At 37.0% G+C, this 22,672-nt stretch carries 34 protein-coding genes; 27 read left to right on the top strand and 7 right to left on the bottom strand.

Translation table 11 applies throughout. The annotated features are described in order from the left end of the window. Window positions 1–45: 45 nt before the first annotated feature. The 7 genes from SFA27_RS20955 to SFA27_RS20925 all read right to left on the bottom strand — a co-directional run bounded on the left by SFA27_RS20955 (window position 46) and on the right by SFA27_RS20925 (window position 9,270). Window positions 46–2,772 (bottom strand): hypothetical protein, encoded by a 2,727-nt coding sequence (locus SFA27_RS20955; protein ID WP_407294650.1) that lies wholly within the window; start codon window positions 2,770–2,772, stop codon window positions 46–48. A gap of 81 nt (window positions 2,773–2,853) precedes the next feature. Beyond that, window positions 2,854–3,831, bottom strand: coding sequence for a hypothetical protein (locus SFA27_RS20950; protein ID WP_407294648.1), 978 nt, complete (start codon window positions 3,829–3,831; stop codon window positions 2,854–2,856). 172 nt (window positions 3,832–4,003) lie between these two features. Continuing rightward, window positions 4,004–4,426: a hypothetical protein gene (locus tag SFA27_RS20945; protein WP_264518745.1), complete on the bottom strand. Its 423-nt coding sequence runs from the start codon at window positions 4,424–4,426 to the stop codon at window positions 4,004–4,006. 165 nt (window positions 4,427–4,591) lie between these two features. Beyond that, window positions 4,592–5,404: a hypothetical protein gene (locus SFA27_RS20940; RefSeq protein WP_407294646.1), complete on the bottom strand. Its 813-nt coding sequence runs from the start codon at window positions 5,402–5,404 to the stop codon at window positions 4,592–4,594. 5 nt (window positions 5,405–5,409) lie between these two features. Further along, the gene (locus tag SFA27_RS20935) at window positions 5,410–6,210 is read right to left on the bottom strand and encodes an MIP/aquaporin family protein (protein WP_407294644.1); all 801 of its coding nucleotides are present in this window, start codon (window positions 6,208–6,210) and stop codon (window positions 5,410–5,412) included. Further along, entirely contained in the window at window positions 6,165–7,661 is a 1,497-nt protein-coding gene (gene glpK, locus SFA27_RS20930; RefSeq protein ID WP_047376566.1) for a glycerol kinase GlpK, read from the bottom strand. Before glpK ends, SFA27_RS20935 begins: the two co-directional genes overlap by 46 nt. 10 nt (window positions 7,662–7,671) lie before the next feature. Next, a complete protein-coding gene (locus tag SFA27_RS20925) occupies window positions 7,672–9,270 on the bottom strand; it encodes a glycerol-3-phosphate dehydrogenase/oxidase (RefSeq protein ID WP_047376567.1) in 1,599 nt (532 codons plus the stop codon). A gap of 116 nt (window positions 9,271–9,386) precedes the next feature. Between SFA27_RS20925 and SFA27_RS20920 the strand changes: the two genes are divergently transcribed. The 27 genes from SFA27_RS20920 (at window position 9,387) to rpsD (ending at window position 22,644) form a co-directional block, all read left to right on the top strand. After that, window positions 9,387–10,151 (top strand): DeoR/GlpR family DNA-binding transcription regulator, encoded by a 765-nt coding sequence (locus SFA27_RS20920; protein WP_047376568.1) that lies wholly within the window; start codon window positions 9,387–9,389, stop codon window positions 10,149–10,151. Window positions 10,152–10,400: 249 nt separating this feature from the next. Beyond that, complete coding sequence (rplC, locus tag SFA27_RS20915) at window positions 10,401–11,024, top strand: 50S ribosomal protein L3 (RefSeq protein ID WP_047376569.1); 624 nt, start codon at window positions 10,401–10,403, stop codon at window positions 11,022–11,024. Further along, complete coding sequence (gene rplD / locus SFA27_RS20910; RefSeq protein ID WP_047376570.1) at window positions 11,015–11,644, top strand: 50S ribosomal protein L4; 630 nt, start codon at window positions 11,015–11,017, stop codon at window positions 11,642–11,644. The genes rplC and rplD overlap by 10 nt, the downstream gene beginning before the upstream one ends. Before the next feature lie 3 nt (window positions 11,645–11,647). Further along, window positions 11,648–11,938: a 50S ribosomal protein L23 gene (rplW, locus tag SFA27_RS20905; protein WP_047376571.1), complete on the top strand. Its 291-nt coding sequence runs from the start codon at window positions 11,648–11,650 to the stop codon at window positions 11,936–11,938. A gap of 22 nt (window positions 11,939–11,960) precedes the next feature. Then, complete coding sequence (gene rplB / locus SFA27_RS20900; protein ID WP_034678013.1) at window positions 11,961–12,782, top strand: 50S ribosomal protein L2; 822 nt, start codon at window positions 11,961–11,963, stop codon at window positions 12,780–12,782. Between the two features lie 2 nt (window positions 12,783–12,784). Further along, window positions 12,785–13,063: a 30S ribosomal protein S19 gene (gene rpsS, locus SFA27_RS20895; RefSeq protein ID WP_034678015.1), complete on the top strand. Its 279-nt coding sequence runs from the start codon at window positions 12,785–12,787 to the stop codon at window positions 13,061–13,063. Window positions 13,064–13,065: 2 nt separating this feature from the next. After that, the gene (gene rplV, locus SFA27_RS20890) at window positions 13,066–13,464 is read left to right on the top strand and encodes a 50S ribosomal protein L22 (protein ID WP_047096818.1); all 399 of its coding nucleotides are present in this window, start codon (window positions 13,066–13,068) and stop codon (window positions 13,462–13,464) included. 7 nt (window positions 13,465–13,471) lie between these two features. After that, window positions 13,472–14,221, top strand: coding sequence for a 30S ribosomal protein S3 (rpsC, locus tag SFA27_RS20885; RefSeq protein ID WP_034694675.1), 750 nt, complete (start codon window positions 13,472–13,474; stop codon window positions 14,219–14,221). A 98-nt stretch (window positions 14,222–14,319) separates the two neighbouring features. After that, the gene (gene rplP, locus SFA27_RS20880) at window positions 14,320–14,745 is read left to right on the top strand and encodes a 50S ribosomal protein L16 (protein WP_029297776.1); all 426 of its coding nucleotides are present in this window, start codon (window positions 14,320–14,322) and stop codon (window positions 14,743–14,745) included. Between the two features lie 12 nt (window positions 14,746–14,757). After that, window positions 14,758–14,943 (top strand): 50S ribosomal protein L29, encoded by a 186-nt coding sequence (gene rpmC, locus SFA27_RS20875; protein ID WP_034694678.1) that lies wholly within the window; start codon window positions 14,758–14,760, stop codon window positions 14,941–14,943. A gap of 12 nt (window positions 14,944–14,955) precedes the next feature. Continuing rightward, a complete protein-coding gene (gene rpsQ, locus SFA27_RS20870; RefSeq protein ID WP_027371715.1) occupies window positions 14,956–15,210 on the top strand; it encodes a 30S ribosomal protein S17 in 255 nt (84 codons plus the stop codon). 2 nt (window positions 15,211–15,212) lie between these two features. Continuing rightward, window positions 15,213–15,581 carry a 50S ribosomal protein L14 gene (gene rplN / locus SFA27_RS20865; protein WP_002983226.1) on the top strand — a complete coding sequence of 123 codons (369 nt, stop codon included), beginning with the start codon at window positions 15,213–15,215 and terminating at the stop codon, window positions 15,579–15,581. A gap of 21 nt (window positions 15,582–15,602) precedes the next feature. Beyond that, complete coding sequence (gene rplX / locus SFA27_RS20860) at window positions 15,603–15,929, top strand: 50S ribosomal protein L24 (RefSeq protein ID WP_047376572.1); 327 nt, start codon at window positions 15,603–15,605, stop codon at window positions 15,927–15,929. Between the two features lie 11 nt (window positions 15,930–15,940). Further along, window positions 15,941–16,492 (top strand): 50S ribosomal protein L5, encoded by a 552-nt coding sequence (gene rplE / locus SFA27_RS20855; protein ID WP_047376573.1) that lies wholly within the window; start codon window positions 15,941–15,943, stop codon window positions 16,490–16,492. A gap of 3 nt (window positions 16,493–16,495) precedes the next feature. Then, a complete protein-coding gene (rpsN, locus tag SFA27_RS20850) occupies window positions 16,496–16,765 on the top strand; it encodes a 30S ribosomal protein S14 (protein ID WP_047376574.1) in 270 nt (89 codons plus the stop codon). A gap of 146 nt (window positions 16,766–16,911) precedes the next feature. Further along, window positions 16,912–17,310, top strand: coding sequence for a 30S ribosomal protein S8 (gene rpsH, locus SFA27_RS20845; protein ID WP_047376575.1), 399 nt, complete (start codon window positions 16,912–16,914; stop codon window positions 17,308–17,310). Window positions 17,311–17,327: 17 nt separating this feature from the next. Continuing rightward, window positions 17,328–17,873: a 50S ribosomal protein L6 gene (rplF, locus tag SFA27_RS20840; RefSeq protein WP_047376576.1), complete on the top strand. Its 546-nt coding sequence runs from the start codon at window positions 17,328–17,330 to the stop codon at window positions 17,871–17,873. A 15-nt stretch (window positions 17,874–17,888) separates the two neighbouring features. Further along, entirely contained in the window at window positions 17,889–18,242 is a 354-nt protein-coding gene (gene rplR / locus SFA27_RS20835) for a 50S ribosomal protein L18 (protein ID WP_034694689.1), read from the top strand. A 19-nt stretch (window positions 18,243–18,261) separates the two neighbouring features. Next, a complete protein-coding gene (gene rpsE, locus SFA27_RS20830; RefSeq protein WP_047376577.1) occupies window positions 18,262–18,783 on the top strand; it encodes a 30S ribosomal protein S5 in 522 nt (173 codons plus the stop codon). A 10-nt stretch (window positions 18,784–18,793) separates the two neighbouring features. Further along, window positions 18,794–18,970: a 50S ribosomal protein L30 gene (gene rpmD / locus SFA27_RS20825; RefSeq protein WP_047376578.1), complete on the top strand. Its 177-nt coding sequence runs from the start codon at window positions 18,794–18,796 to the stop codon at window positions 18,968–18,970. 20 nt (window positions 18,971–18,990) lie between these two features. Beyond that, window positions 18,991–19,440 carry a 50S ribosomal protein L15 gene (rplO, locus tag SFA27_RS20820; protein WP_047376579.1) on the top strand — a complete coding sequence of 150 codons (450 nt, stop codon included), beginning with the start codon at window positions 18,991–18,993 and terminating at the stop codon, window positions 19,438–19,440. Between the two features lie 9 nt (window positions 19,441–19,449). Continuing rightward, window positions 19,450–20,829, top strand: a complete 1,380-nt coding sequence (gene secY, locus SFA27_RS20815) for a preprotein translocase subunit SecY (protein ID WP_047376580.1) — start codon at window positions 19,450–19,452, stop codon at window positions 20,827–20,829. A 3-nt stretch (window positions 20,830–20,832) separates the two neighbouring features. Next, window positions 20,833–21,048 (top strand): translation initiation factor IF-1, encoded by a 216-nt coding sequence (infA, locus tag SFA27_RS20810; RefSeq protein ID WP_034684855.1) that lies wholly within the window; start codon window positions 20,833–20,835, stop codon window positions 21,046–21,048. Window positions 21,049–21,110: 62 nt separating this feature from the next. Next, entirely contained in the window at window positions 21,111–21,227 is a 117-nt protein-coding gene (gene rpmJ, locus SFA27_RS20805; protein WP_007839480.1) for a 50S ribosomal protein L36, read from the top strand. A gap of 9 nt (window positions 21,228–21,236) precedes the next feature. Beyond that, window positions 21,237–21,614 (top strand): 30S ribosomal protein S13, encoded by a 378-nt coding sequence (gene rpsM / locus SFA27_RS20800; RefSeq protein WP_002983260.1) that lies wholly within the window; start codon window positions 21,237–21,239, stop codon window positions 21,612–21,614. A 12-nt stretch (window positions 21,615–21,626) separates the two neighbouring features. Further along, window positions 21,627–22,016 (top strand): 30S ribosomal protein S11, encoded by a 390-nt coding sequence (gene rpsK / locus SFA27_RS20795; RefSeq protein ID WP_047376581.1) that lies wholly within the window; start codon window positions 21,627–21,629, stop codon window positions 22,014–22,016. Window positions 22,017–22,035: 19 nt separating this feature from the next. Further along, complete coding sequence (gene rpsD, locus SFA27_RS20790; RefSeq protein WP_047096812.1) at window positions 22,036–22,644, top strand: 30S ribosomal protein S4; 609 nt, start codon at window positions 22,036–22,038, stop codon at window positions 22,642–22,644. The last annotated feature ends 28 nt before the right edge of the window (window positions 22,645–22,672 follow it).

Here is a 22,672-nt window from a genome sequence, read left to right as displayed (position 1 = left end):
AAATAAAAAACCTCTGAGTCATCAGAGGTTTTTTTATGGTTTGTATTATTTCATAAAATAGCTGAAATAACTACAGCTTCCCATCAGGTTTTTCGTTGTTTCAGTATCAGAATACTGAGCTTTCAACTGAGCAAAATAGGTTCTGTATTTCTGGTTTTTAAGATTATCCATTTCCTTTTGGCGGGCATCTTCTTTTTCAGACCACTTAGGATCGGAATAATCAAAATCTTTTGGGGCCTTCGCTTCGTACTGATAGTATTTACCCTGTTCAGCGCTTGCCATCTGGAATAAGATTCTTGCTTTTTCTTCCTTATTGGTGGAAAGTTTAAGCGCCTTTTGATAATAGTTGATTGACAGATCAAAATTATCAGGCTCAATATAAGAAGTGTCAAGGAAATTCTTATAATAATACTTGTAAGGATTCTTTCTGTCTGTGCTCCAGAAGTCATATTTACCTCCGTTGCTGTTGTCGATATCCATTACAAACAATTCACGGTAATATCCTAAAATAGAGGTGTTGTACAATAGGTTTCCGATAAGCTGGTTGGCTTTTGCTGCCTTTTCACCCGTTCCGTTTCCTATCTTTTTAAGCTGAATCAATGCGTCTGCTAATTCAAGTTTGTCCATGCTGGTTTTAATGAAAGGGAAATCAGTATAGCTCTCAGCTTTCATACTTTCTGTATCCGGACTTCCGAAGCTTTCCCAAACATTATGCCCGAATACAAGATCTGAAATATTTTTGAATCCGTCGTATTCAGCAGGAGCATATTGTTTGGCTGTGATGGTCTGTCCATTCTTTTCTGTCCATTCATAATTCTGTCTTGGGATACCAGCAAAGTTTTTTGCTTTTTCATAATAAGATTTCGCTTTTTCAAAATCGGCAAGTCTCATTGCTCTGTCCCCATAAATGGTACTGAAGAAGGCATCGATATTACCTACGCTGTCCATGTTTTTGGCAATAATCTGCTGTTCAAACTGAGTTTTATTAGGCTTTCTGTAAAATTCTTCCACACTTTTTACAAGGCCAGAATTCGGGTTGTACTGAAGATCCGAAAGCTTATTGTTCATCAGGAATGATTTTCCGTCTTCTCCCTGAAGGAAATAACGGTTTGCCATAACATCCTTTAGAAAATCGGCAGTAGACGGCACTTCACCATAATAATCGAAATTATCAGTAGTGGCTGTGTCTTTCTCTACCTTTTTCTCCACGAAATATTCAGCATAATCTTTCATCAGGTGATCTTCATAGGCGGCATCAATTCTTGGCTGGGAAACAATGTCATTCAGAACTTTCATTCTTTTGATCTCTTCCAGATATTCAGGGTTTGTTGTTTTGATGTCTTCCAGGATTTCTGTACTTCCTTTGTAATCTTTTTTCAGGAATTTAAGATAAGCATCTGCGATCTGCCAATATTCATCCTTAGACTTTTCTTTGGTTTTGTCGGTGAACTTCTGAAGATCGTCAAGATAGTCCTTCATCTTATCATCGTATCCATAGCCAGAAGTAGTATAGAACGGAATCCTGTTTGGATTGTCCAGCAATTCATCATCGCTTTGATCTGTTTTCTTTCCATCCGCAGATTCTTTAGATTTTGAACCTCCGAAAAGATTTTTAAAGAACTTTACTATTTTTTGCCAGAAAGAAAGTTTTTCCTCTTTTACTTCAGTTTTTGTCGTGGTATTGGCATCTTTTGAAGCAGCATTGCTATCAGCTTTTCCTCTTTGTATATACGGATTATTGGCTGCATCTGAAGTATAATAATAAGTAGGCAGATAGCTTCTTTCCAGTTCATTGATGCTCCTGGCTGCCATTACCTTCAGAATTTCAGAATCAGGATTAATTTCATACATCTTTTCCATCGTAGGAATAGGATTGTTGAAATCTTCATATCCTAAAAGAAAATAAGCCATATTCTTTTCTTCGTTGGTATTGGCTCTTTTCATGATATTACTGAAAGATGCCGTATCAGACAGTTTCATAGAAACAAATGCAGATTCCTTACGGTCTTTGCTGTTCATGAATACCTGAAAGAAATTCCAATTGGCATCACTGTTCATTTCTAATCCTCTTTGTGCTCCTCCCAGCTGATCCAGAGACATGAAATAAACTGATCCTTTCAGTTTAATCGGGGCAACATAGGTTTTAAAAGCCTGCACTGCAGAATCATAATTTCTTGTATAATGATTCAGACGTACCAGCTGATATCCGTAACGTTGTTTGATTTCCGGGTTTCTCGCGGCATTGTACAAAGAAGTTAAAGCAGCAATGGTTTTATTATAATCAAGAGCTGTGGCGTTTTTCCTGTTGGCATCTCTGTCATAATAAAATGAATTCTCATTTTCAACATAATTGATGCTCATATAAGGTTCCAGATACTTGGCTTCAATCAAATAATCAAGGCCTTCCTTATATTTTTGGTAGAATCCTGTTCCTAGCTTTTGTAGGAGTGGATTTGTCGGGCTTCCATTCTTTAAGGCATTCAGGTCGTTCATGCTGACTTTATATACCAGATTCTGAGTTTCGGTATAGCTAAGCTGATTGTTAAAGAACTTTCTCCATGTTTCAATATTATCATCAGGAATCAAAGAGGGGTTGTACCCTCCATAGAACCTGCTCGAATAACTGTGCAGAAAAGGAAGGTAGGCCTTATCCTTGATAATGCTTTGTGTAAAAAGGTTGAAGTAATCATAATCAGGATCTGACCACGCACAGGCGTCAGATTTTGTATAGAAAAGTGATACAACCGCAAGTGAAAGAATATACTTTTTCATAGGATTCGCAGTGTTTTTTTGATTTTTTATAATAGTTTATGGTTTGGTCTTGACAGTTGGTGTGCCTCTATCTCTGAGAGATTAAAATTTTCGATCTAACACAAATTTACTATCTAATTGATAATAAATAATATTAAAATGTGGGATTTTTTTCTGTAAAAAAGCGATAACCTCTTCAAGCTGTTCTTCGGAGATTTCCTCTACCTTTATTTTGAAACCTTTGTTTAAATAACTACCAAAGTAAAATCCGTCTTTCAAAATCTGAATCTCATGATCGGATATCTTTTTGAAATTTGGGTTTTCAAGATCTCTTTTGGATAAAGCATTGATGAGTTTATGCTTACCCAAATGATTGGTGACAATTCCCCAGGAGTAAATAGGAAGTGCTACTTCAATCTTTTTGATAGGATAGTCTTCCATTTTTGAAAGATAGCTTTTTAGAATGTTTACATCCAGAATCGAGTTCCTGTCAGATTTTTCCAGTGGTGATGAAGTGGAGTAGCACATGAGATATACTTTTTCCACGGGAGGAATTCCGGTCTGCTTTTTATCTTTCACCTGATGAAGACGAAGTGTACAGGTGACTTCCTTTCCGGAGACCTTTTTGAGCTCTTTCAGAAATTTAAAATAATCATTTCTGGTTCCGGCCGTCCAGTCACAGTCGATCTGAATTTCATTGTTGGTTTTCAAATGGTGTTCTTTCGATTTCTTTTGAATTAAAAGATGGACGCTTTCCGCAAGAAACCTTATCTCTTCTGCAGAAATACCAAGAAATGTTTGATTGGTAATGAAAACCGTGGGAACAATCTGCTTATCCGTTTGAAAACTTTTGTCTTTTGTGATGACAGCCACCGGCTGAAATTTTCTGTTCACTTTATCTACATCAAAAAATCTTGTGTACAAATAAGGAACGGTTGCCTGATCTAATGTTTTCTTTTCTTCGCGGTCCAGCTTCAGATTGGTTTTCCAGTAATAAAATGTGTAAGGATGATCCTCTTTCCCGCTGCATGATACAACGAGAAAAAGAAGGAATAGGAATAAAATTTTAAAATGTCTCATTGATACGAATCACTCTTGAAGCGACAATTCATTGTAGCTATATGTTTTTTCAAAAATAAAGATATTTAAGGAGAATGTAAACCGTAAAATCCCGGTGATTAATTTGACGGGATTGCTTTTCATAACAAGAAAGCCGCCCCGGATGGAGCGACTCTCTCTATATATTATTTTACTACTTGTAAAGTTCACTTTCACATTTGCAGGTCTCTTTATCGATGCTCTCCCTGGAAGAGCAGCAGCCATCAAGATGTAAAATATTTCCCCTTTCATCGGTAAGATAAATCTTGTCTTTGTCGAATTTCACAAGAAAAGTCTCTTCATATTTCTTAAAAACTACTTTCATTACTTTATTGGGGGCGTATTTTCCGGCATTTACTTCCTCTTCTGTCTTTTCTCCGTCAGCCTGATTCACCTGAACATATCCAAAATGAACATCGCCATTCGATTTTATATCCAGATAATAGTGGGGAGTACCGGTGCCACTATAACCTTTCATAATATCAAAGCTTCTGTGTCCGGTAAAAGGGACTTTTACCTGTTGTGCCAACGTAAAAATACTGATGCACAGGATCATTAAACTGAAAATCTTTTTCATTAATTTTTTTTCAAAAATAAAGATATTTATGCAAAATGTTCTCCGTAAAAACCCGGTTATTGGTGGTTTTTTTACCCTATTTTAAATTCATATAATGAGGAAGAGCAGTGTAACACAAAACCACCCCAAAAGGAGTGGTTTTTCTATAATTTAGTTTCATTCAGATTAAAAAACGGTTGCTGCAAGCTGAATTCTGGCGTATTTGTTAGAAGGATTCCACATGGCCATCATTGATACAGGAAGACTGTAGTGATCTGTGATCTTAACTACCTTACCTGCTTTTACACCTATATTGACAATGTCGAAGCTGTTCTTGCCGTTACCATACAAAAAGGTTTTGTCGTTAAGAGCAAATCCGGCTCCTACAAAAGCATCCAGGTTTACTTTCTGACCACTGATGACAGGATAACTTGCCTGAACATACGTAGAATATCTGTTTTTCTTATAACTTCCATCAGCTTCCAAAATGACTTCTCCCGCATTGGCTCCTCCATACAGCATAATGTCAGCTTCAATATTGATTGGAAAAGAAGGTCCGAAAGTATAATTTGTTCTTAAATCAATAATATGGGCTGTTCTTCTCTGTGAATAGCTGAAGATATCATCAGCGGCCACTGCAGTATTGATGTTTCTGGAGTTATAAAGATCCCATAATCCAATATAAAAACGCCCGTCAGAATACTGAACATAGTAATTGATCTCCTTATAATGAGTGTTGTCCTTATCATCCGCTAATGCAGAAGCTCCCCATATTCCCACTTTCCATTTCTTCTCCGCATCCAAAGCATATGAAAGATTTCCCATCACAACAGGCTTGTCTGTAATAATAAGCCCTCTCCATAAGTGATTGTTCTGAATGTTGGCTGTAAAATCAAGCCTTCCTTCTTTGGTTTCCTTGGTTTCACCATTTTCCTGTGAAAATAATCTTCCTGTGCCTATAGCAAGAAGAAAGATTCCCTTTAAGATTTTTTTCATCATTTGTTTTATTTTAAAAATCCATATATAACTGCTGCAATAATAGCACCTGTAATTGGGCCTATAACAGGAATCCAGGCATATCCCCAATCACTGCTTCCTTTTACAGGTAAGATGGCGTGCATGATTCTTGGGGCAAGATCTCTTGCAGGGTTGATGGCATATCCTGTAGTTCCTCCCAGGGATAAACCGATCGCCCAAACTACAAATGTAACAGGGATTGCTCCAATAGAGCCAAGGCCTACTTTGGCTGTAGGGTCTGCCTGTAAAGAAATACTAGGGTCTGCAAAGTAAAAGACACAGAATACCAGTACAAACGTTCCGATAATCTCACTGATAAGGTTGGAGGATGTTTTTCTGATAGCAGGACCTGTACTGAAGCATGCCAGTTTAGCTCCCTCATCTTCAGTAATCGCAAAATGATCTTTGTGGAACAGCCATACTAAAAATGCACCCAGCATTCCTCCTATCATTTGAGCTGCGATATAAGATGGAACCAAATCCCACGAAAATTTTCCGGCAGCCGCAAGACCAATGGTTACAGCCGGATTCAGATGGGCCCCGCTTATTGGCCCTGCAACGGTTACTCCCACAAATACGGCCAGTGCCCATGCGGTAGTAATAACAATCCATCCGGAATTATTTCCTTTCGTATCTTTCAAGACAACATTGGCTACAACACCGTTGCCTAATAATATAAGAAGCATCGTCCCGATAACTTCTGCGATAAATGGGGTCATATAAGTTTTTTTTGATAAGTGAATTAATCTTCTATCCAGCTTTGAGAACGTGATACAGCTCTTCTCCATGAGTGTACCATTTTATCAACATGTTCTTTTTCCAACTGAGGATGGAAATCTTTATCAACAATCCATTGAGACTGAATTTCAGCTACATCTTTCCAGTATCCTACAGCAAGGCCGGCAAGGTAGGCTGCTCCTAATGCTGTTGTTTCAAGTGTTTTAGGGCGTATGATTTTAAAACCGAATAGGTCAGACTGTATCTGCATCAGAAGATCACTTGCAGAAGCGCCACCGTCTACTCTTAATTCAAGGCTTGCTCTTCCGGAATCTGCTTCCATAGCTTTTACAATATCATAAACCTGAAATGCAATTCCTTCCAGTGTTGCTCTGGCGATATGTCCGTCAGTGGTACCGCGGGTGATTCCTACAATAGTACCACGAGCATATTGGTCCCAGTGAGGAGCCCCAAGCCCCGTTAATGCAGGGACGAAATAAACACCGCCGTTATCTTCTACAGAAGCAGCCAGTTCGTTCACCTGATCAGAAGAATGAATAATTTTAAGACCATCTCTCAGCCATTGAATAGCTGCACCTCCTACAAATACACTTCCTTCTAGTGCATAATTAACTTCTCCATTGATTTTCCAGGCTACTGTAGTAAGAAGATTGTTTTTAGAAGAAACTGCTTCAGTCCCTGTATTCATTAATAAGAAACATCCTGTTCCATAAGTGTTTTTTACCATTCCCGGAGTGGTACACATTTGTCCGAATAAAGCAGCCTGCTGGTCACCTGCAATTCCGGCAATCGGGATTTTGGTAGAGAATAGGGTTGTGGCAGTTTCACCATATATTTCACTGCTTTGTTTTACTGTAGGAAGAATAGTTTTCGGAATGTTGAATAATTCTAATAAATCATGATCCCATTCTAAAGTATGAATGTTGAGAAGCATTGTTCTGCTGGCATTGGAAACATCCGTGATAAACATTTTTCCGCGGGTAAGTTTCCAGACAAGCCAGGTATCAACAGTTCCGAAACATAATTTTCCTTCTTCCGCCTTTTGTCTGGCTCCTTCTACATTATCAAGAATCCATTTTAGTTTGGTCGCTGAAAAGTAAGCATCCAGAACAAGTCCGGTTTTTTCTTTGATCATTTCCGCGTGTCCCTGTTCTTTCAGTTCATCGCAGTATTTTGAGGTTCTGCGGTCTTGCCATACGATAGCGTTGTAAATAGGCTCCCCGGTTTCTTTGTCCCAAACGATTGTAGTTTCACGTTGATTCGTAATACCGATCGCGGCAACTTCCAGTCCGGAAATACCTGCTTTCGCTATACTTTCTGCGGCTACAGAGATTTGTGATGACCAGATTTCGTTGGGATCGTGCTCTACCCAGCCTGGAGTAGGGAATATCTGTTCGAAATCTTTTTGCGATACATATTTGATTTCTCCACTGTGGTTGAAGAGAATCGCTCTGGAGGAAGTTGTCCCCTGATCTAGAGCGAGAATTAGTTTTTCATTCATGTATATAATGCTAATTTAGGTTGATAACTTTAGGTGAATAGGGTGTTAATAAATACCCTCTTGCTAATTCAATAAATTCATTTTCCTGCTGCTGAGCCCATTCTTCAGAATATCCTTTTTCTTCAGCAATGATTCTTGCTACGTTATGAGCGCTGTCTATAGCAGCTCTTGCATCAAGGAACAGTAAGCGTACTCTTCTTGCCAGAATGTCTTCAATAGTTTCTGCCATCTCCGTTCTTACGGCCCATACTATTTCTGCTACTGTGAAAGGGTGATCTGGGTGGATTTTCTGAGCATAACGCGGATTGCTTTGCTGCAATGCTTTGATAGCTGGAATATCAGATCCGTAAACATATAGGTGATTTGTTCTGTCTACCTGTTCTGGCTTTACATTTCCATGAATGGAAAGATGTTCGGTTTTGGATTGGCTATTTCCCAACCTATGAATTTTCATAGCTTCATCTACGGTATCTTCTGCCATTTTACGGTAGGTAGTCCATTTTCCTCCGATAATAGAAACCAATCCTGTTTCTGAAGTAATAACCTTATGACTGCGGGAAACCTCTTTTGTGTTTTTGCTGCCATCTTTAGGAGCGGCAAGAGGTCGTAGTCCTGCGAAAACAGATTTTACGTCTTCACGAGTAGGTTTTTTAGCTAAATATTGTCTTGCTGTATTTAGGACAAAGCTAATTTCTTCTTCCAATGCACGAGGTTCAAAGCTTTCATCCTTTAAAAGAGTGTCTGTAGTTCCTACTAAAGCCCTGTCATGCCACGGAACAACAAATAAAACCCTGCCGTCTGAGGTTTTAGGAATCATAATTGCATCATCACTTTTCAGGAAAGACTTGTCTAATACAAGATGAATTCCCTGGCTTGGTACAACGAGTTTACCATGCTTAGGATTGTTCATATTAAGGATGTCATTCGTAAAGACTCCGGTTGCGTTAATGACTACTTTACCATGAATCTGATATTGCTGTTTAGAAAACTGATCTTCTGCAACCACACCGATTACCTTATCAGAAGCATCTTTCAAAAGGTTGACTACTTTTACATAATTAACCGCACTTCCGCCTTTTTCAATGATAGTTTGGGTAAGGTTGATCGCAAGTCTGGCATCATCAAATTGTCCGTCCTGGTAAACAACGCCACTCATCAAGTGATTTTGTTCAATAGTCGGAAGTTTTTCAACGGTTTTTGATTTGCTGATATACTTCGTTTTACCCAGACTCAATTTTCCGGCAAGGAAATCATAAATGGACAGTCCTATTTTATAGTAGATTCCTCCCCACCATGTGTAATTTGGAATAATGAAAGACTGATTTTTTACGATATGTGCTGCATTTTTTGCTAAGAGTCCTCTTTCCTTTAATGCTTCTTTTACCAATCCGACATCTCCCTGGGCAAGATATCTAACTCCACCGTGTACCAATTTGGTACTTCTGCTGGATGTTGCTTTTGCAAAGTCATGAGATTCAAGCAATAAAGTTTTGAATCCTCTGCTTACTGCGTCTAATGCCGAACCTAAACCACTGGCTCCTCCTCCTATGACAATAAAGTCCCATTCTTTTACTTGGGTTAACTTACTGAGTTCTTCGTTTCGTTTCATAAATGTTTCGTTTATGTTTCGTTTTCAAATATATAAATTAAAAATGAAAGCAAAAAGAAAATAAATGAAATTTTAAGATGTAAAAAAAAAACGGTATTTTTGATGAAACGAATAAAATGGAAAAGCTATTACCAAGGCAGGATGAAATACTGAAAGAGCTTGATGAGAAAGGACATGTACTTGTGCAGGATCTGTGTGAGAAGCTCAATGTTTCTTCAGTTACGATCCGAAAGGATCTGAATTATCTCGAAAGTCTTGGGCTTCTTTTCAGAAATCATGGAGGAGCAAGTAAGCAGGTAAGATATGCTTATGAAAAAAATGTTGGTGAAAAAGAAAATATCAATGTGGAAGCCAAACAGGCTATTGCTAAAGCTGCTTTATCATTGATTCAGGAAAATGACTGTATTATATTAGCTTCTGGGACAACAATGCATTATCTTGCCAGAATGCTGGTGAACTTTGGGCCGCTTACGGTACTCACATCTTCTTTGAGGGTAGCAATTGAGCTTTGTAATAATCCTAATATTAATATTATACAGCTGGGTGGAGAAGTGCGAAAAAGCTCTACTTCTATAGTAGGATCTATTTCTGAAGGAATTCTAAAACAGTTTTCCTGCAATAAGCTTTTTCTGGGAGTAGACGGTATTGATTCGGAGTTTGGAATTAGTACTTCCAATGCTGCGGAAGCTCACCTGAATCAGATTATGATGGAATGTGCGGATCAAACTGTAATTCTTGCAGATTCCTCCAAACTGAATAAAAAAGGATTTGGAAAGATTTCAGGATTGGATCAGGTGGATTATCTGATTACTGATAATGGAATTTGTGCTGAAGATAGGGCTGGGCTGGAAGAAGTTGGGGTAAAAGTGATGGCTCAATAAGGCCTTCATCTTGATTTCTTTTTTAAAATCAAAATAAATCTTTGAGAAATCTGTTCTGGATTTTTTCAAAATCACCTAATCGATTAAAAATCAAAATATTTTACTCAAAATATTTGTCAGTTATAAAATTATTCATAAATTTGCACACTCATTTTAGGAGCGTAGTATGCCTATATCAAAAGTAGAAATTACTTCAGACTTCCCAAAAATGGTGATAAATAAAGGATAAATTTTATTATAATATAAACAATGTCAGGTATTATTGGTAAAAAAATCGGTATGACGTCTTTGTTTAACGAAGAAGGAAAAAACATTCCTTGTACAGTTATTCAAGCTGGTCCATGCTCGATTTTACAGGTCAGAACCTTAGAAAAAGACGGTTATACAGCTGTTCAATTAGGTTTCGATGACAAGAGTGAGAAGAACGTTGGTAAAGCGTTAGCTGGTCATTTTAAAAAGGCTGGTTCTACTCCTAAAGCTAAATTAGTAGAATTCCACGATGGATTTACTGAAGCAAAAGTAGGAGAGGTAGTAAGTGTTGATCTATTCATCGAAGGTGAGTATGTAGATGTAACAGGAACTTCAAAAGGTAAAGGCTTCCAGGGTGTTGTTAAAAGACACGGATTTGGAGGTGTAATGCAGGCAACTCATGGTCAGCACAACAGACTTAGAGCTCCAGGTTCTATCGGTGCTGGTTCAGACCCTTCAAGAGTATTCAAAGGGATGAGAATGGCTGGAAGAATGGGAGGTGAGCAGGTAACTGTTCAAAACCTTCAAGTGTTAAAAGTTGATCAAGAACAAAATCTTTTAGTAGTAAAAGGTGCTGTTCCGGGAGCTAAAAATTCTTATGTAATTATCAGAAAATGGAACTAGTAGTATTAAATACATCAGGAAAAGAGACCGGAAGAAAAGTAACTCTAGACGAAACAGTATTCGGAATTGAGCCAAATCAGCACGCGGTTTACTTAGAAGTTAAACAGTATCTTGCTGCACAAAGACAAGGTACTCATAAATCGAAAGAAAGAAGCGAAATTACTGCTTCTACTAAGAAGCTTAAGAAGCAAAAAGGATCTGGATCTGCTAGATACGGGGATATCAAATCTCCAACTTTCAGAGGTGGAGGTAGAGTATTCGGACCAAAACCAAGAGACTACAGATTCAAATTGAACAAAGCTCTTAAGAGATTAGCTAAAAAATCTGTTTTATCTCAAAAAATGAGAGACAACAGCATTAAAGTTTTAGAAGATGTGAGCTTTGCTGCTCCTAAGACTAAAGATTTCATCAATGTATTAAATGCATTGGAACTTAACGGTAAAAAATCTTTATTCGTTCTTCCTGAAGCTAACAAGAATGTATATTTATCTTCAAGAAACTTACCTAAAACTAAAGTAATGAACTTCAACGAGATCAGTTCTTACGATTTAGTAAATGCAGGTGAAATTATTTTCTTCGAAGGTGCAGTTGAAAAATTCCAGGAAAATTTAAAGAAATAAGTCATGTCTATTATTATTAAACCAGTTATTTCAGAAAAGGCTAATTACCTTACAGATTTAAGAGGTTCTTATTCTTTCTTAGTTGATCCTAAGGCGAATAAAATCCAGATTAAAAAAGCTGTTGAAGCAGCTTACGGTGTAAAAGTAGCAGACGTTAACACAATGATTTATGCTCCGAAGGTTTCTTCAAAGTACACTAAAAAAGGTCTTCAAGTAGGAAAGACAAACAAATTGAAAAAAGCGGTAATCAAACTTGCTGAAGGTGAGGTTATCGATATTTTTGCTGTAAATTAATTATTAATTATAAATAATAGTAATGTCTGTTAGAAAATTAAAACCTATCACCCCGGGACAGAGATTCAGAATTGTAAACAATTTTGAGGAAATTACTACCAACAAACCAGAGAAATCTCTAACAGTTGGTATTAAAAAGTCAGGTGGACGTAACCAAACAGGTAAAATGACCATGCGTTACACCGGAGGTGGACACAAAAAGAAATACAGAATTATTGACTTCAAAAGAAACAAAGCAAACGTTGAAGCAACTGTAAAATCTGTAGAATACGATCCAAACAGAACTGCATTTATCGCTTTATTAGAGTACGCAGATGGAGAGAAGAGATATATCATCGCTCCAAACGGTATCAAAGTTGATCAGAAAGTAGTTTCAGGAGAAAGCGTTGAACCAAACGTAGGTAACGCAATGAAATTGAAAAACATTCCATTGGGTACTGTAATCTCTTGTGTTGAAATGAAGCCTGGTCAAGGTGCAATTTTAGCAAGAAGTGCTGGTTCTTCAGCTCAATTAACTTCTAGAGATGGTAAATATGCAATCATCAAGTTGCCTTCAGGAGAATCAAGAATGATCCTTACTGAGTGTATGGCAATGATTGGTTCAGTTTCCAACTCAGATCACCAATTAACTGTATCAGGTAAGGCTGGTAGAAGCAGATGGTTAGGTAGAAGACCAAGAACAAGAGCGGTTGTAATGAACCCAGTAGATCACCCAATGGGTGGTGGTGAAGGACGTTCTTCTGGAGGTCACCCAAGATCTAGAAACGGTATGCCGTCTAAAGGTTACAAAACTAGAAAGAAAAACAAAGTGTCTAACCGTTACATCGTATCTAAAAGAAAATAATTATGGCAAGATCACTTAAGAAAGGACCGTTCATTCATCATACTTTAGATAAGAAGGTTCAGGCAAATATAGAAGCTAACAAGAAAACTGTTATCAAAACTTGGTCTAGAGCATCGATGATCTCTCCGGACTTCGTAGGACAAACTATTGCTGTACACAACGGGAAATCTTTTATCCCGGTTTACGTTACAGAAAACATGGTTGGTCACAAGTTAGGCGAATTTTCTCCAACAAGATCTTTCAGAGGTCATGGTGGTAACAAAAATAAAGGAAGCAGATAATCATGGGATCAAGAAAACAAGATAGTTCAATCGCAAGAAAAGAAGCTAACAAAGACGTTGTAAAAGCTTCATTAAATAATTGCCCGTCTTCTCCAAGAAAAATGAGATTAGTTGCTGATATCATTAGAGGAGAGCAGGTAGACAAAGCACTTTATATCCTAAAATATTCTAAGAAGGATGCTTCTAACAAGTTAGAAAAATTACTTCTTTCTGCTATGGCAAACTGGCAGACTAAAAACGAAGGTGCTGATATTGAAGAAGCAAACCTTATCGTTAAAGAAATCTTCGTGGATAGTGCAAGACAATTGAAGAGACTAAGACCAGCTCCACAAGGTAGAGGGTATAGAATCAGAAAAAGATCTAACCACGTTACATTAATCTTAGGTAACAAAGAAAATTAATCAAGGTATGGGACAGAAGACAAATCCAATTGGTAATAGATTAGGTATCATCAGAGGATGGGATTCTAACTGGTTTGGTGGAAACGATTATGGAGACAGAATCGCTGAAGACTACAAAATCAGAAGATACCTTGAGGCTAGATTATCTAAAGGTGGTATTTCAAAAATCTATATTGAAAGAACACTAAAATTAGTAACAGTTACAATTACTACTGCTAGACCGGGACTTATCATCGGTAAAGGAGGTCAGGAAGTTGATAAATTGAAAGAAGAATTGAAGAAACTTACAGGTAAGGATATTCAAATCAACATCTTCGAAATCAAAAGACCTGAATTAGATGCTGTATTAGTTGCTGATAGTATTTCTAAGCAAATTGAAAACAGAATTTCTTACAGAAGAGCTGTTAAAATGGCAATGGCAAGTACTATGAGAATGGGTGCTGAAGGTATCAAAGTTCAAATCTCTGGTAGATTGAACGGTGCTGAAATGGCAAGATCAGAATCTTTCAAAGAAGGAAGAATTCCATTGTCAACTTTCAGAGCTGATATCGATTACCACTGGGCAGAAGCTCACACTACTTACGGTAGACTAGGTGTAAAAGTTTGGATCATGAAAGGTGAAGTTTACGGTAAAAGAGAACTTTCTCCACTAGTGGGACAACAGAAAAAAGGAGGTCAGTCAGACAGAGGAAACAGAGGAGGAGACAGAGACAACAGAAGACCTAGAAAAAACAACAACAATAACAATAATAATTAAAATTTTAGATTAGAAATTTTGAATTTTAAATTACCGTTACTTTTTTAAAATTAAAAAAAATCTAAAATCTAAAATCTAAAATCTAAAATTTAGAAATTATGTTACAACCAAAAAGAACCAAATTCCGTAGAGTTCACAAGATGAAGATGAAGGGGAATGCCCAGAGAGGTAGTCAACTTGCTTACGGAACTTTTGGGATCAAAGCAACGGAAGGAGCTTGGATCACTGCAAGACAGATTGAAGCAGCTCGTATTGCTGCGACAAGATATATGAAGAGAGAAGGTCAACTATGGATCAAAATCTTCCCAGATAAGCCAATTACTAAGAAACCAGCGGAAGTACGTATGGGTAAAGGTAAGGGTGCTGTTGAATACTGGGTAGCTGTAGTAAAACCAGGTAAGATTATGTTTGAAATCGGAGGTGTACCTTACGATATCGCTAAGGAAGCTTTAAGACTTGCTGCACAAAAATTACCAGTAGTTACTAAATTCATCGTTGCTAACGATTTTGTTAAACCTCTATAATCTTTGAATACAATGAAAAATGCTGATATTAAAAATTTAAGCGCGGGTGATATTCAAGCTCAATTAACTGAAGCAAAAGCTCAATATTCTAAATTGAAATTAGCTCATGCAATCAGCCCAATTGAAAACCCGATTCAAATCAGAGATTTGAGAAAAACAATCGCAAGACTAAACACTGAGTTAACTAACAAACAATAATTTCATTTTACAATGGATAGAAATTTAAGAAAAGAAAGAATCGGAGTGGTTTCCAGCAATAAAATGGAAAAAACTATTGTTGTTAGTGAAACTACAAGAGTAAAGCACCCGATGTACGGTAAATTCGTTTTGAAAACGAAAAAATATACTGCACACGATGAGAACAACGAATGCACAGAAGGTGATACAGTTTTGATCCAAGAAACTAGACCTTTGAGCAAGAGCAAGAGATGGAGATTAGTAAGAATCATTGAAAAAGCTAAGTAATAATGTTACAAACAGAATCGAGATTAAAAGTTGCTGATAACACAGGTGCTAAAGAAGTACTAGTTATTAGAGTTCTGGGAGGAACCAGAAGAAGATATGCTTCAGTTGGTGATAAAATCGTTGTTACTATCAAGGATTCTACACCATCAGGAAACGCTAAAAAAGGTCAGGTATCTAAAGCTGTAGTAGTAAGAACTAAAAAAGCAGTAAGAAGAAAAGATGGTTCATACATCAAATTCGACGACAATGCTTGTGTATTACTAAACGCAGCGGGAGAAATGAGAGGAACACGTGTTTTCGGACCGGTTGCTCGTGAGTTGAGAGACAAAGAATATATGAAAATCATTTCATTAGCTCCTGAAGTACTTTAATTTTTAAAATTTTTAAAAGAAATGTCAAAGTTAAAAATAAAAAGAGGAGATAACGTAATCATTACTACTGGTAAGAAAGATATCAAAGGTAAGACTGGTGAAGTTATTGAAGTGATTAAGAAAGAAGGAAAAGACCCTAGAGTAATCGTTGCAGGACTTAACATCGTTAAAAAACACGTTAAGCCTTCAGCTTCAAATCCTCAAGGAGGAATTACTGAAAAGGAAGCTTCTATTCATATCTCAAACGTAGCTTTAGTTGGTAAAGACGGAAAAGCTATCAAAATCGGTTACAAAATCGAAGGAGATAAGAAAGTGAGAGTTAACAAAAAAACGGGTGAAACTTTATAATTTGAATTAACATGGAATTTATAGCAAGACCCAAAAAAATATACAAAGAGCAAATTGTTCCTGCAATGATGGAAGAATTTGGGTACAAGTCTATCATGCAAGTACCTAGATTAGAGAAAATTGTTGTATCACAAGGTTTAGGAGATGCTACTGCAGATAAGAAAATCATTGATTATGCTGTAGAAGAATTGACAAACATTACAGGTCAGAAAGCAGTAGGTACAATCTCTAAGAAAGATGAAGCTGCATTCAAACTAAGAAAAGGAATGCCTGTAGGAGCAAAAGTAACATTGAGAGCTCACAGAATGTATGAGTTCTTAGACAGACTTACTTCTTCTGCTTTACCACGTATCAGAGATTTCTCTGGTATCAAAGCAGATGGTTTCGATGGTAGAGGTAACTACAACTTAGGTATTACTGAGCAAATTATCTTCCCTGAAATCGTAATTGACAAAGTGAAAAAAATCCAAGGGATGGACATCACTTTCGTTACAACTGCGAAGACAGATAAAGAAGCTAAAGCATTATTAACTCACTTCGGTTTACCATTTAAAAAGAACTAAGAAATGGCTAAAGAATCAATGAAAGCGCGTGAGCGCAAAAGAGAAGCACTAGTTGCTAAATACGCTGACAAAAGAAAAGCTTTAAAAGAAGCTGGTGATTACGAAGGACTTCAAAAATTGCCTAAAAATGCTTCTCCTGTAAGATTACACAACAGATGTAAACTAACAGGTAGACCAAGAGGATACATGAGAACGTTTGGTATTTCCAGAGTAACTTTCAGAGAAATGGCTAACAACGGTCTTATCCCAGGTGTAAGAAAAGCTAGTTGGTAATAATTACTAATTAAAAATCGGGACAATTAAGTTGTCAGGATACTAAAGAACAATAATATCAGACTGAAGTTTTCTGAAGTCTGATATTTTTCTCTTCAAGTCTTTTCAATACTGATTGTCTTTAACCAATAATTTATAAAAGAAAAATGGTAACAGATCCAATTTCAGATTTCCTAACAAGAGTAAGGAACGCACAAAGCGCAGGCCACAAAGTGGTGGAAATTCCTGCATCGAAAATCAAAAAGGAGATTACTAAGATCCTATTTGATCAAGGGTATATCTTAAACTTCAAGTTTGAAGATAACGCTGTTCAAGGAGTGATCAAAATCGCTTTAAAGTACGATAAGCAAACTAACAAACCTGCTATTAAGTCTATTCAAAGAGCTTCTAGACCAGGTTTGAGACAGTACAAAGGTTCTACTGAACTTCCAAGAGTACTAAACGGTTTGGGTATTTCTATCATCTCTACTTCTAAAGGAGTAATGACTGACAAGAAAGCTAGAGAAGAGAAAGTAGGCGGTGAAGTAATCTGCTATGTTTATTAATTTTTAATCAGAGGAAAATGTCAAGAATTGGTAAAGCAATTATAACAATTCCAGCTGGAGTTACAATCACTGAAAACAACGGTGTAGTAACTGTAAAAGGAGCGAAAGGAGAACTTTCTCAGGAGCTTACAGCAGGAATTACTTTAGAACAAAAAGATGGTGAGCTTAATGTAAACAGACCATCTGATTCTAAACAACACAAAGCGCTTCACGGTTTATACAGAGCGTTGATCGCCAACATGATCGTTGGTGTATCAGAAGGTTTCGAAAAGAAACTAGAACTAGTAGGGGTAGGATACAGAGCTTCTCACGCAGGTCAAAAACTTGAGTTAGCTTTAGGATTCTCTCACGGTATCGTATTAGAACTTCCAAGTGAAGTAAAAGTTGATACATTGACTGAAAAAGGTAAAAACCCAATTATTACTTTAGCGTCTCACGACAAGCAACTTCTAGGAATGGTTACTGCAAAGATCCGTTCTTTCAGAAAGCCTGAGCCATACAAAGGAAAAGGTGTAAGATTCGTAGGAGAAATTGTTAGACGTAAAGCTGGTAAATCTGCTTAATAAATTATAAGTATTATGGCATTAAGTAAATTAGAAAAAAGAATAAGAATCAAAAGAAGAGTAAGAGGGAAAATCTCTGGATCTTCTGAATTGCCAAGATTATCTGTATATAAAAGTAATAAGGAAATTTACGCTCAGTTAATCGACGATAAAAATGGTAAAACTTTAGCATCAGCTTCTTCTAGAGAAAAAGGTGTAGACGCTAAAGGTACTAAGACTGAAGTTTCTGCTGCTGTTGGTAAAGCTATCGCTGCTAAAGCTATCGCTGCAGGAATCGAAAGTATTGTATTTGACAGAAACGGTTTCGTATATCACGGTAGAGTAAAAGCTCTAGCTGATGGTGCGAGAGAAGGTGGACTTAAATTCTAATCATTAAATTTCGGAAAATATGTTAGGACTAGATAATATAGAAAGAGTAAAACCGGGAGGATTAGAATTAAAAGATCGTCTCGTAGCTGTTAACAGAGTAACAAAAGTAACTAAAGGAGGTAGAGCTTTCGGATTTTCTGCTATTGTTGTAGTAGGTAATGAAGAAGGTATTATCGGTTTTGGTTTAGGAAAATCTAAAGAGGTTGCTTCTGCAATTGCTAAAGCAGTTGAAGACGCTAAGAAAAACCTTGTGAAAGTTCCTGTAATGAACCACACTATCCCTCACCAAACTACTGCTAGATACGGTGGTGCAGATATCTTCTTAAGACCTGCTTCTCACGGTACAGGACTTATCGCCGGTGGTGCGGTAAGAGCGGTATTGGAATCTGCTGGTATTCACGATATCCTTTCAAAATCTAAAGGATCTTCTAACCCTCACAACGTGGTGAAAGCTACTTTCAAAGCGTTATTGGATATCAGAAGACCTGAAGAGATCGCAAGAATGAGAGGAATTTCTCTAAGTAAAGTGTTTAACGGTTAATATTAAAACAATGGCAACAATTAAAGTAAAACAAGTAAGAAGCGCTATTGGTAGAACAAAAACCCAAAAGAGAACGCTTGAAGCATTAGGATTAAAAAAACTTCACCAAGTTGTAGAACATGAAGCTACTCCTTCTATCTTAGGAATGGTAGCTGCAGTAAGCCACTTACTTGAAGTTCAAAAATAATTTTATAAAAGAGAATTAAAATGAATTTAAACAATATACAACCTGCTGCAGGATCTACTTTCAACTCAAAAAGAATTGGTAGAGGTCAAGGTAGTGGAAAAGGAGGTACTTCAACAAAAGGACACAAAGGTCAGAAAGCTAGAGCTGGTTATTCTCAGAAAATCGGTTTCGAAGGTGGACAGATGCCTTTACAAAGAAGATTACCTAAATTCGGATTCAAAAACGTAAATAGAAAAGAGTTTAGAGGAATTAACCTTGATACTATTCAAACTTTAATCGAGAACAAATCCATCACTGGAGATATCACGAAAGAAGTTTTAGTAGCAAACGGGATAGTTTCTAAAAACGAATTAGTGAAAATTATGGGTAGAGGAGAATTGAAATCAGCGGTTTCAATCTCTGCTGACAAATTCACTAAATCTGCTGAAGAGCTTATTGCTAAGGCAGGTGGAAAAGCAATTACCTTATAATACTTACTAATGAAAGAATTTATACAAACACTTAAAAATATATGGAGCCTAAAGGAGTTACGAGATAAAATTCTCTTTACGTTAGGTATTATCCTTGTGTATAGATTCGCATCTTATATCTCACTTCCTGCAATTAACCTTGCAGAGGTGGGAGATCTCTTAGAGCATTATAAAAATCAAGGCGGTAACAAGCAAGGAGCAGGTCTCCTTGGCTTGCTTTCGTCGTTTACGGGGGGAGCTTTCAGCCACGCTTCCGTAATGGCGTTGGGTATCATGCCTTATATTTCTGCTTCTATTATTGTTCAGTTGATGGGAATGGCTATTCCTTATCTTCAGAAGCTTCAGAAAGATGGAGAGTCAGGTAGAAATACATTGAACCAAATTACAAGATGGTTAACAATTGGAGTTTGTCTGGTACAGGCACCTTCTTATTTAACTTCTATTACTCAATTATTCTTACCATATGCTCAGTTCCAATCTGCATATTTTGTAGAGCCAAATTCTATCATGTTCTGGTTGCCAAGTATTGTAATCTTGGTTGCTGGTTCAGTATTCGCAATGTGGTTAGGTGAAAAGATTACCGACAAAGGAATCGGAAATGGTATTTCCATCCTTATTATGGTAGGTATTCTTTCAAGACTACCTGAAGCATTCGTACAGGAGATGGCCGTGCAGAACGGAAAAGGAGGAATGGGATCTATCATGATCCTTATTGAAGTATTATTCTGGATGGTAGTTGTTCTTCTAGCCGTGATTTTATCTGTGGCTGTTAGAAAAATTCCAATTCAGTATGTAAGCAGAGCTCAAGCAAGAGGAGGTGTAAACAAGAATCTTATGCAGGGCGCAAGACAATGGATTCCATTGAAAGTAAATGCTGCTGGTGTAATGCCGATTATCTTTGCTCAGGCATTGATGTTCGTACCAGGATTATTAACAAAATTCGATGAGTCTAACACTTTTCTTGCAGGTTTCAAGAATGTTTTTAGCTGGCAGTACAATGTATTGTTTGCGCTATTAATTATTATCTTCTCGTTTTTCTATACTGCAATTACAATTCCGGTGAACCAGATGGCTGATGATTTGAAGAGAAATGGAGGTTTAGTACCGAAAGTAAGACCGGGGAAAGAGACAGCAGATTACTTAGATGATATTTTATCAAAAATTACCTTGCCAGGTGCAATTTTTTTATCTATCTTTGCAGTCCTTCCAGCAATTGTGCATGGAAGCTTTGTTCAGACAGATGCGTTTGCCCTATTTTTCGGGGGAACGTCACTATTAATTATGGTAGGTGTAATTTTAGATACCGTTCAACAGATTAATACATATCTGCTGAATCATCATTATGATGGCTTAATGCAGTCTAAACTGTCTAGAACGACTGGATATTAATTTATGGCAAAACAAAAACATATTGAACAAGACGGCGTTATAACGGAAGCACTTTCGAACGCTCAGTTCCGTGTAGAACTTGAAAATGGGCATATCCTTATCGCTCATATTTCTGGTAAAATGCGAATGCACTATATTAAACTTTTACCTGGTGATAAGGTAAAACTAGAAATGTCTCCCTATGATTTAACGAAAGGGAGGATCACATTTAGATATTAAAACAATTAGCCAAATGGAAAACACTTTCCATTTGGCATTTGTAAAAAATAAATACTATCAAAATGAAAGTAAGAGCATCAATTAAAAAAAGAAGCGCTGATTGCAAAATCGTACGCAGAAAAGGTGTACTATTCGTAATCAACAAGAAGAACCCAAAATTTAAACAAAGACAAGGCTAACATTAAATTATGGCGAGAATTGCAGGTATTGATTTACCAAAAAACAAAAGAGGTGTTATCGGTTTAACTTACATCTATGGAGTAGGAAGAAGTACTTCTTCTGAAATCCTTAAAGCTGCCGGTATCAGCGAAGACAAGAAAGTCAACGAATGGAATGACGATGAATTGGCTGCAATCAGAACATATATCTCTGAAAACGTTAAAGTAGAAGGAGAGTTAAGATCTGAAGTGCAATTGAACATCAAGAGATTGATGGACATAGGATGCCAACGAGGAATACGTCACAGACTAGGATTACCTTTAAGAGGCCAGAGAACGAAAAACAACTCTAGAACCCGTAAAGGAAAGAGAAAAACAGTTGCTAACAAGAAAAAGGCAAGTAAATAATCGTTAGGAATTATGGCAAAACAAAGTAAAGTAGTTAAAAAAAGAAAAGTAAAAGTTGAAGCTATTGGTGAAGCACATATTCAAGCTTCTTTCAATAACATCATCATTTCTTTAACAAATAAAAGTGGAGAGGTTATCTCTTGGGCATCTGCCGGTAAAATGGGATTCAGAGGTTCTAAAAAGAACACTCCTTTTGCTGCTCAAATGGCAGCTGAAAATTGCTCTGCTGTAGCTCACGAAGCTGGATTAAGAAGAGTAAAGGTGTTTGTGAAAGGTCCAGGTGCAGGTAGAGAATCTGCAATCAGATCTATTCACAATTCAGGAATTGAAGTTAGCGAAATCATTGATGTGACTCCAATGCCGCACAATGGATGTAGACCACCAAAAAGAAGAAGAGTTTAATTTTTAGAATTTACCCATTATGGCAAGATATATTGGACCTAAAACTAAGATTGCTAGAAAGTTTGGTGCTGCAATCTACGGAGATGATAAAAACTTCGAGAAAAGAAAAAACCAACCGCCAGGACAACATGGTCCTAATAAAAGAAGAGGTGCTAAAAAATCAGAATATGCAGTTCAGTTAGCTGAAAAACAAAAAGCTAAATATACTTACGGTATTTTAGAAAGACAGTTTGCTAATTTATTTGAAAAAGCACACAGAAGCAAAGGAGTAACAGGTGAAGTTCTATTACAACTTTGTGAATCAAGATTGGATAACGTAGTGTACAGATTAGGTTTTGCTAAAACTAGATCTGGTGCAAGACAATTAGTTTCTCACAGACACATCACTGTGAACGGAGAAATTCTTAATATCCCTTCTTACTTGGTAAAAGCTGGTGATGTAATCACTGTAAGAGAAAAGTCTAAGTCTCTTGAAGTTGTTACCAATGCATTGGCTTCTAAGTCAAACTATGAGTGGTTACAATTCAACGATGAGAAGAAAGAAGGTACTTTCATTTCTGCTCCTGAAAGAATCCAGATTCCGGAGGACATTAAGGAGAACCTTATCGTGGAACTTTACTCTAAATAATTTTTTAATCAAATTTTTGCTCAACCCA

The sequence above is a fragment of the Chryseobacterium sp. HR92 genome (assembly GCF_045689405.1).
Lineage (GTDB): Bacteria > Bacteroidota > Bacteroidia > Flavobacteriales > Weeksellaceae > Chryseobacterium > Chryseobacterium viscerum_A.
The sequence above is the reverse complement of the archived record's forward strand: the minus strand, read 5'-3'. Positions and strand labels throughout refer to the sequence as shown.

Coding starts and splice junctions, on each gene's coding strand:
- rpsC (WP_034694675.1), top strand. CDS start 13,472: ATGGGACAGAAGACAAATCCAATTGGTAATAGATTAGGTATCATCAGA.
- rpsM (WP_002983260.1), top strand. CDS start 21,237: ATGGCGAGAATTGCAGGTATTGATTTACCAAAAAACAAAAGAGGTGTT.
- rplX (WP_047376572.1), top strand. CDS start 15,603: ATGTCAAAGTTAAAAATAAAAAGAGGAGATAACGTAATCATTACTACT.
- SFA27_RS20945 (WP_264518745.1), bottom strand. CDS start 4,426: ATGAAAAAGATTTTCAGTTTAATGATCCTGTGCATCAGTATTTTTACG.
- rplB (WP_034678013.1), top strand. CDS start 11,961: ATGTCTGTTAGAAAATTAAAACCTATCACCCCGGGACAGAGATTCAGA.
- rplF (WP_047376576.1), top strand. CDS start 17,328: ATGTCAAGAATTGGTAAAGCAATTATAACAATTCCAGCTGGAGTTACA.
- secY (WP_047376580.1), top strand. CDS start 19,450: ATGAAAGAATTTATACAAACACTTAAAAATATATGGAGCCTAAAGGAG.
- rplO (WP_047376579.1), top strand. CDS start 18,991: ATGAATTTAAACAATATACAACCTGCTGCAGGATCTACTTTCAACTCA.
- rpsH (WP_047376575.1), top strand. CDS start 16,912: ATGGTAACAGATCCAATTTCAGATTTCCTAACAAGAGTAAGGAACGCA.
- rpmC (WP_034694678.1), top strand. CDS start 14,758: ATGAAAAATGCTGATATTAAAAATTTAAGCGCGGGTGATATTCAAGCT.
- rplD (WP_047376570.1), top strand. CDS start 11,015: ATGGAACTAGTAGTATTAAATACATCAGGAAAAGAGACCGGAAGAAAA.
- rplR (WP_034694689.1), top strand. CDS start 17,889: ATGGCATTAAGTAAATTAGAAAAAAGAATAAGAATCAAAAGAAGAGTA.
- infA (WP_034684855.1), top strand. CDS start 20,833: ATGGCAAAACAAAAACATATTGAACAAGACGGCGTTATAACGGAAGCA.
- rpsQ (WP_027371715.1), top strand. CDS start 14,956: ATGGATAGAAATTTAAGAAAAGAAAGAATCGGAGTGGTTTCCAGCAAT.
- rplN (WP_002983226.1), top strand. CDS start 15,213: ATGTTACAAACAGAATCGAGATTAAAAGTTGCTGATAACACAGGTGCT.
- SFA27_RS20940 (WP_407294646.1), bottom strand. CDS start 5,404: ATGATGAAAAAAATCTTAAAGGGAATCTTTCTTCTTGCTATAGGCACA.
- rplC (WP_047376569.1), top strand. CDS start 10,401: ATGTCAGGTATTATTGGTAAAAAAATCGGTATGACGTCTTTGTTTAAC.
- SFA27_RS20920 (WP_047376568.1), top strand. CDS start 9,387: ATGGAAAAGCTATTACCAAGGCAGGATGAAATACTGAAAGAGCTTGAT.
- rpsS (WP_034678015.1), top strand. CDS start 12,785: ATGGCAAGATCACTTAAGAAAGGACCGTTCATTCATCATACTTTAGAT.
- rpmJ (WP_007839480.1), top strand. CDS start 21,111: ATGAAAGTAAGAGCATCAATTAAAAAAAGAAGCGCTGATTGCAAAATC.
- SFA27_RS20935 (WP_407294644.1), bottom strand. CDS start 6,210: ATGGAGAAGAGCTGTATCACGTTCTCAAAGCTGGATAGAAGATTAATT.
- rpsK (WP_047376581.1), top strand. CDS start 21,627: ATGGCAAAACAAAGTAAAGTAGTTAAAAAAAGAAAAGTAAAAGTTGAA.
- SFA27_RS20950 (WP_407294648.1), bottom strand. CDS start 3,831: ATGAGACATTTTAAAATTTTATTCCTATTCCTTCTTTTTCTCGTTGTA.
- rpsE (WP_047376577.1), top strand. CDS start 18,262: ATGTTAGGACTAGATAATATAGAAAGAGTAAAACCGGGAGGATTAGAA.
- SFA27_RS20925 (WP_047376567.1), bottom strand. CDS start 9,270: ATGAAACGAAACGAAGAACTCAGTAAGTTAACCCAAGTAAAAGAATGG.
- glpK (WP_047376566.1), bottom strand. CDS start 7,661: ATGAATGAAAAACTAATTCTCGCTCTAGATCAGGGGACAACTTCCTCC.
- rpsN (WP_047376574.1), top strand. CDS start 16,496: ATGGCTAAAGAATCAATGAAAGCGCGTGAGCGCAAAAGAGAAGCACTA.
- rplW (WP_047376571.1), top strand. CDS start 11,648: ATGTCTATTATTATTAAACCAGTTATTTCAGAAAAGGCTAATTACCTT.
- rpmD (WP_047376578.1), top strand. CDS start 18,794: ATGGCAACAATTAAAGTAAAACAAGTAAGAAGCGCTATTGGTAGAACA.
- rplV (WP_047096818.1), top strand. CDS start 13,066: ATGGGATCAAGAAAACAAGATAGTTCAATCGCAAGAAAAGAAGCTAAC.
- rpsD (WP_047096812.1), top strand. CDS start 22,036: ATGGCAAGATATATTGGACCTAAAACTAAGATTGCTAGAAAGTTTGGT.
- rplP (WP_029297776.1), top strand. CDS start 14,320: ATGTTACAACCAAAAAGAACCAAATTCCGTAGAGTTCACAAGATGAAG.
- SFA27_RS20955 (WP_407294650.1), bottom strand. CDS start 2,772: ATGAAAAAGTATATTCTTTCACTTGCGGTTGTATCACTTTTCTATACA.
- rplE (WP_047376573.1), top strand. CDS start 15,941: ATGGAATTTATAGCAAGACCCAAAAAAATATACAAAGAGCAAATTGTT.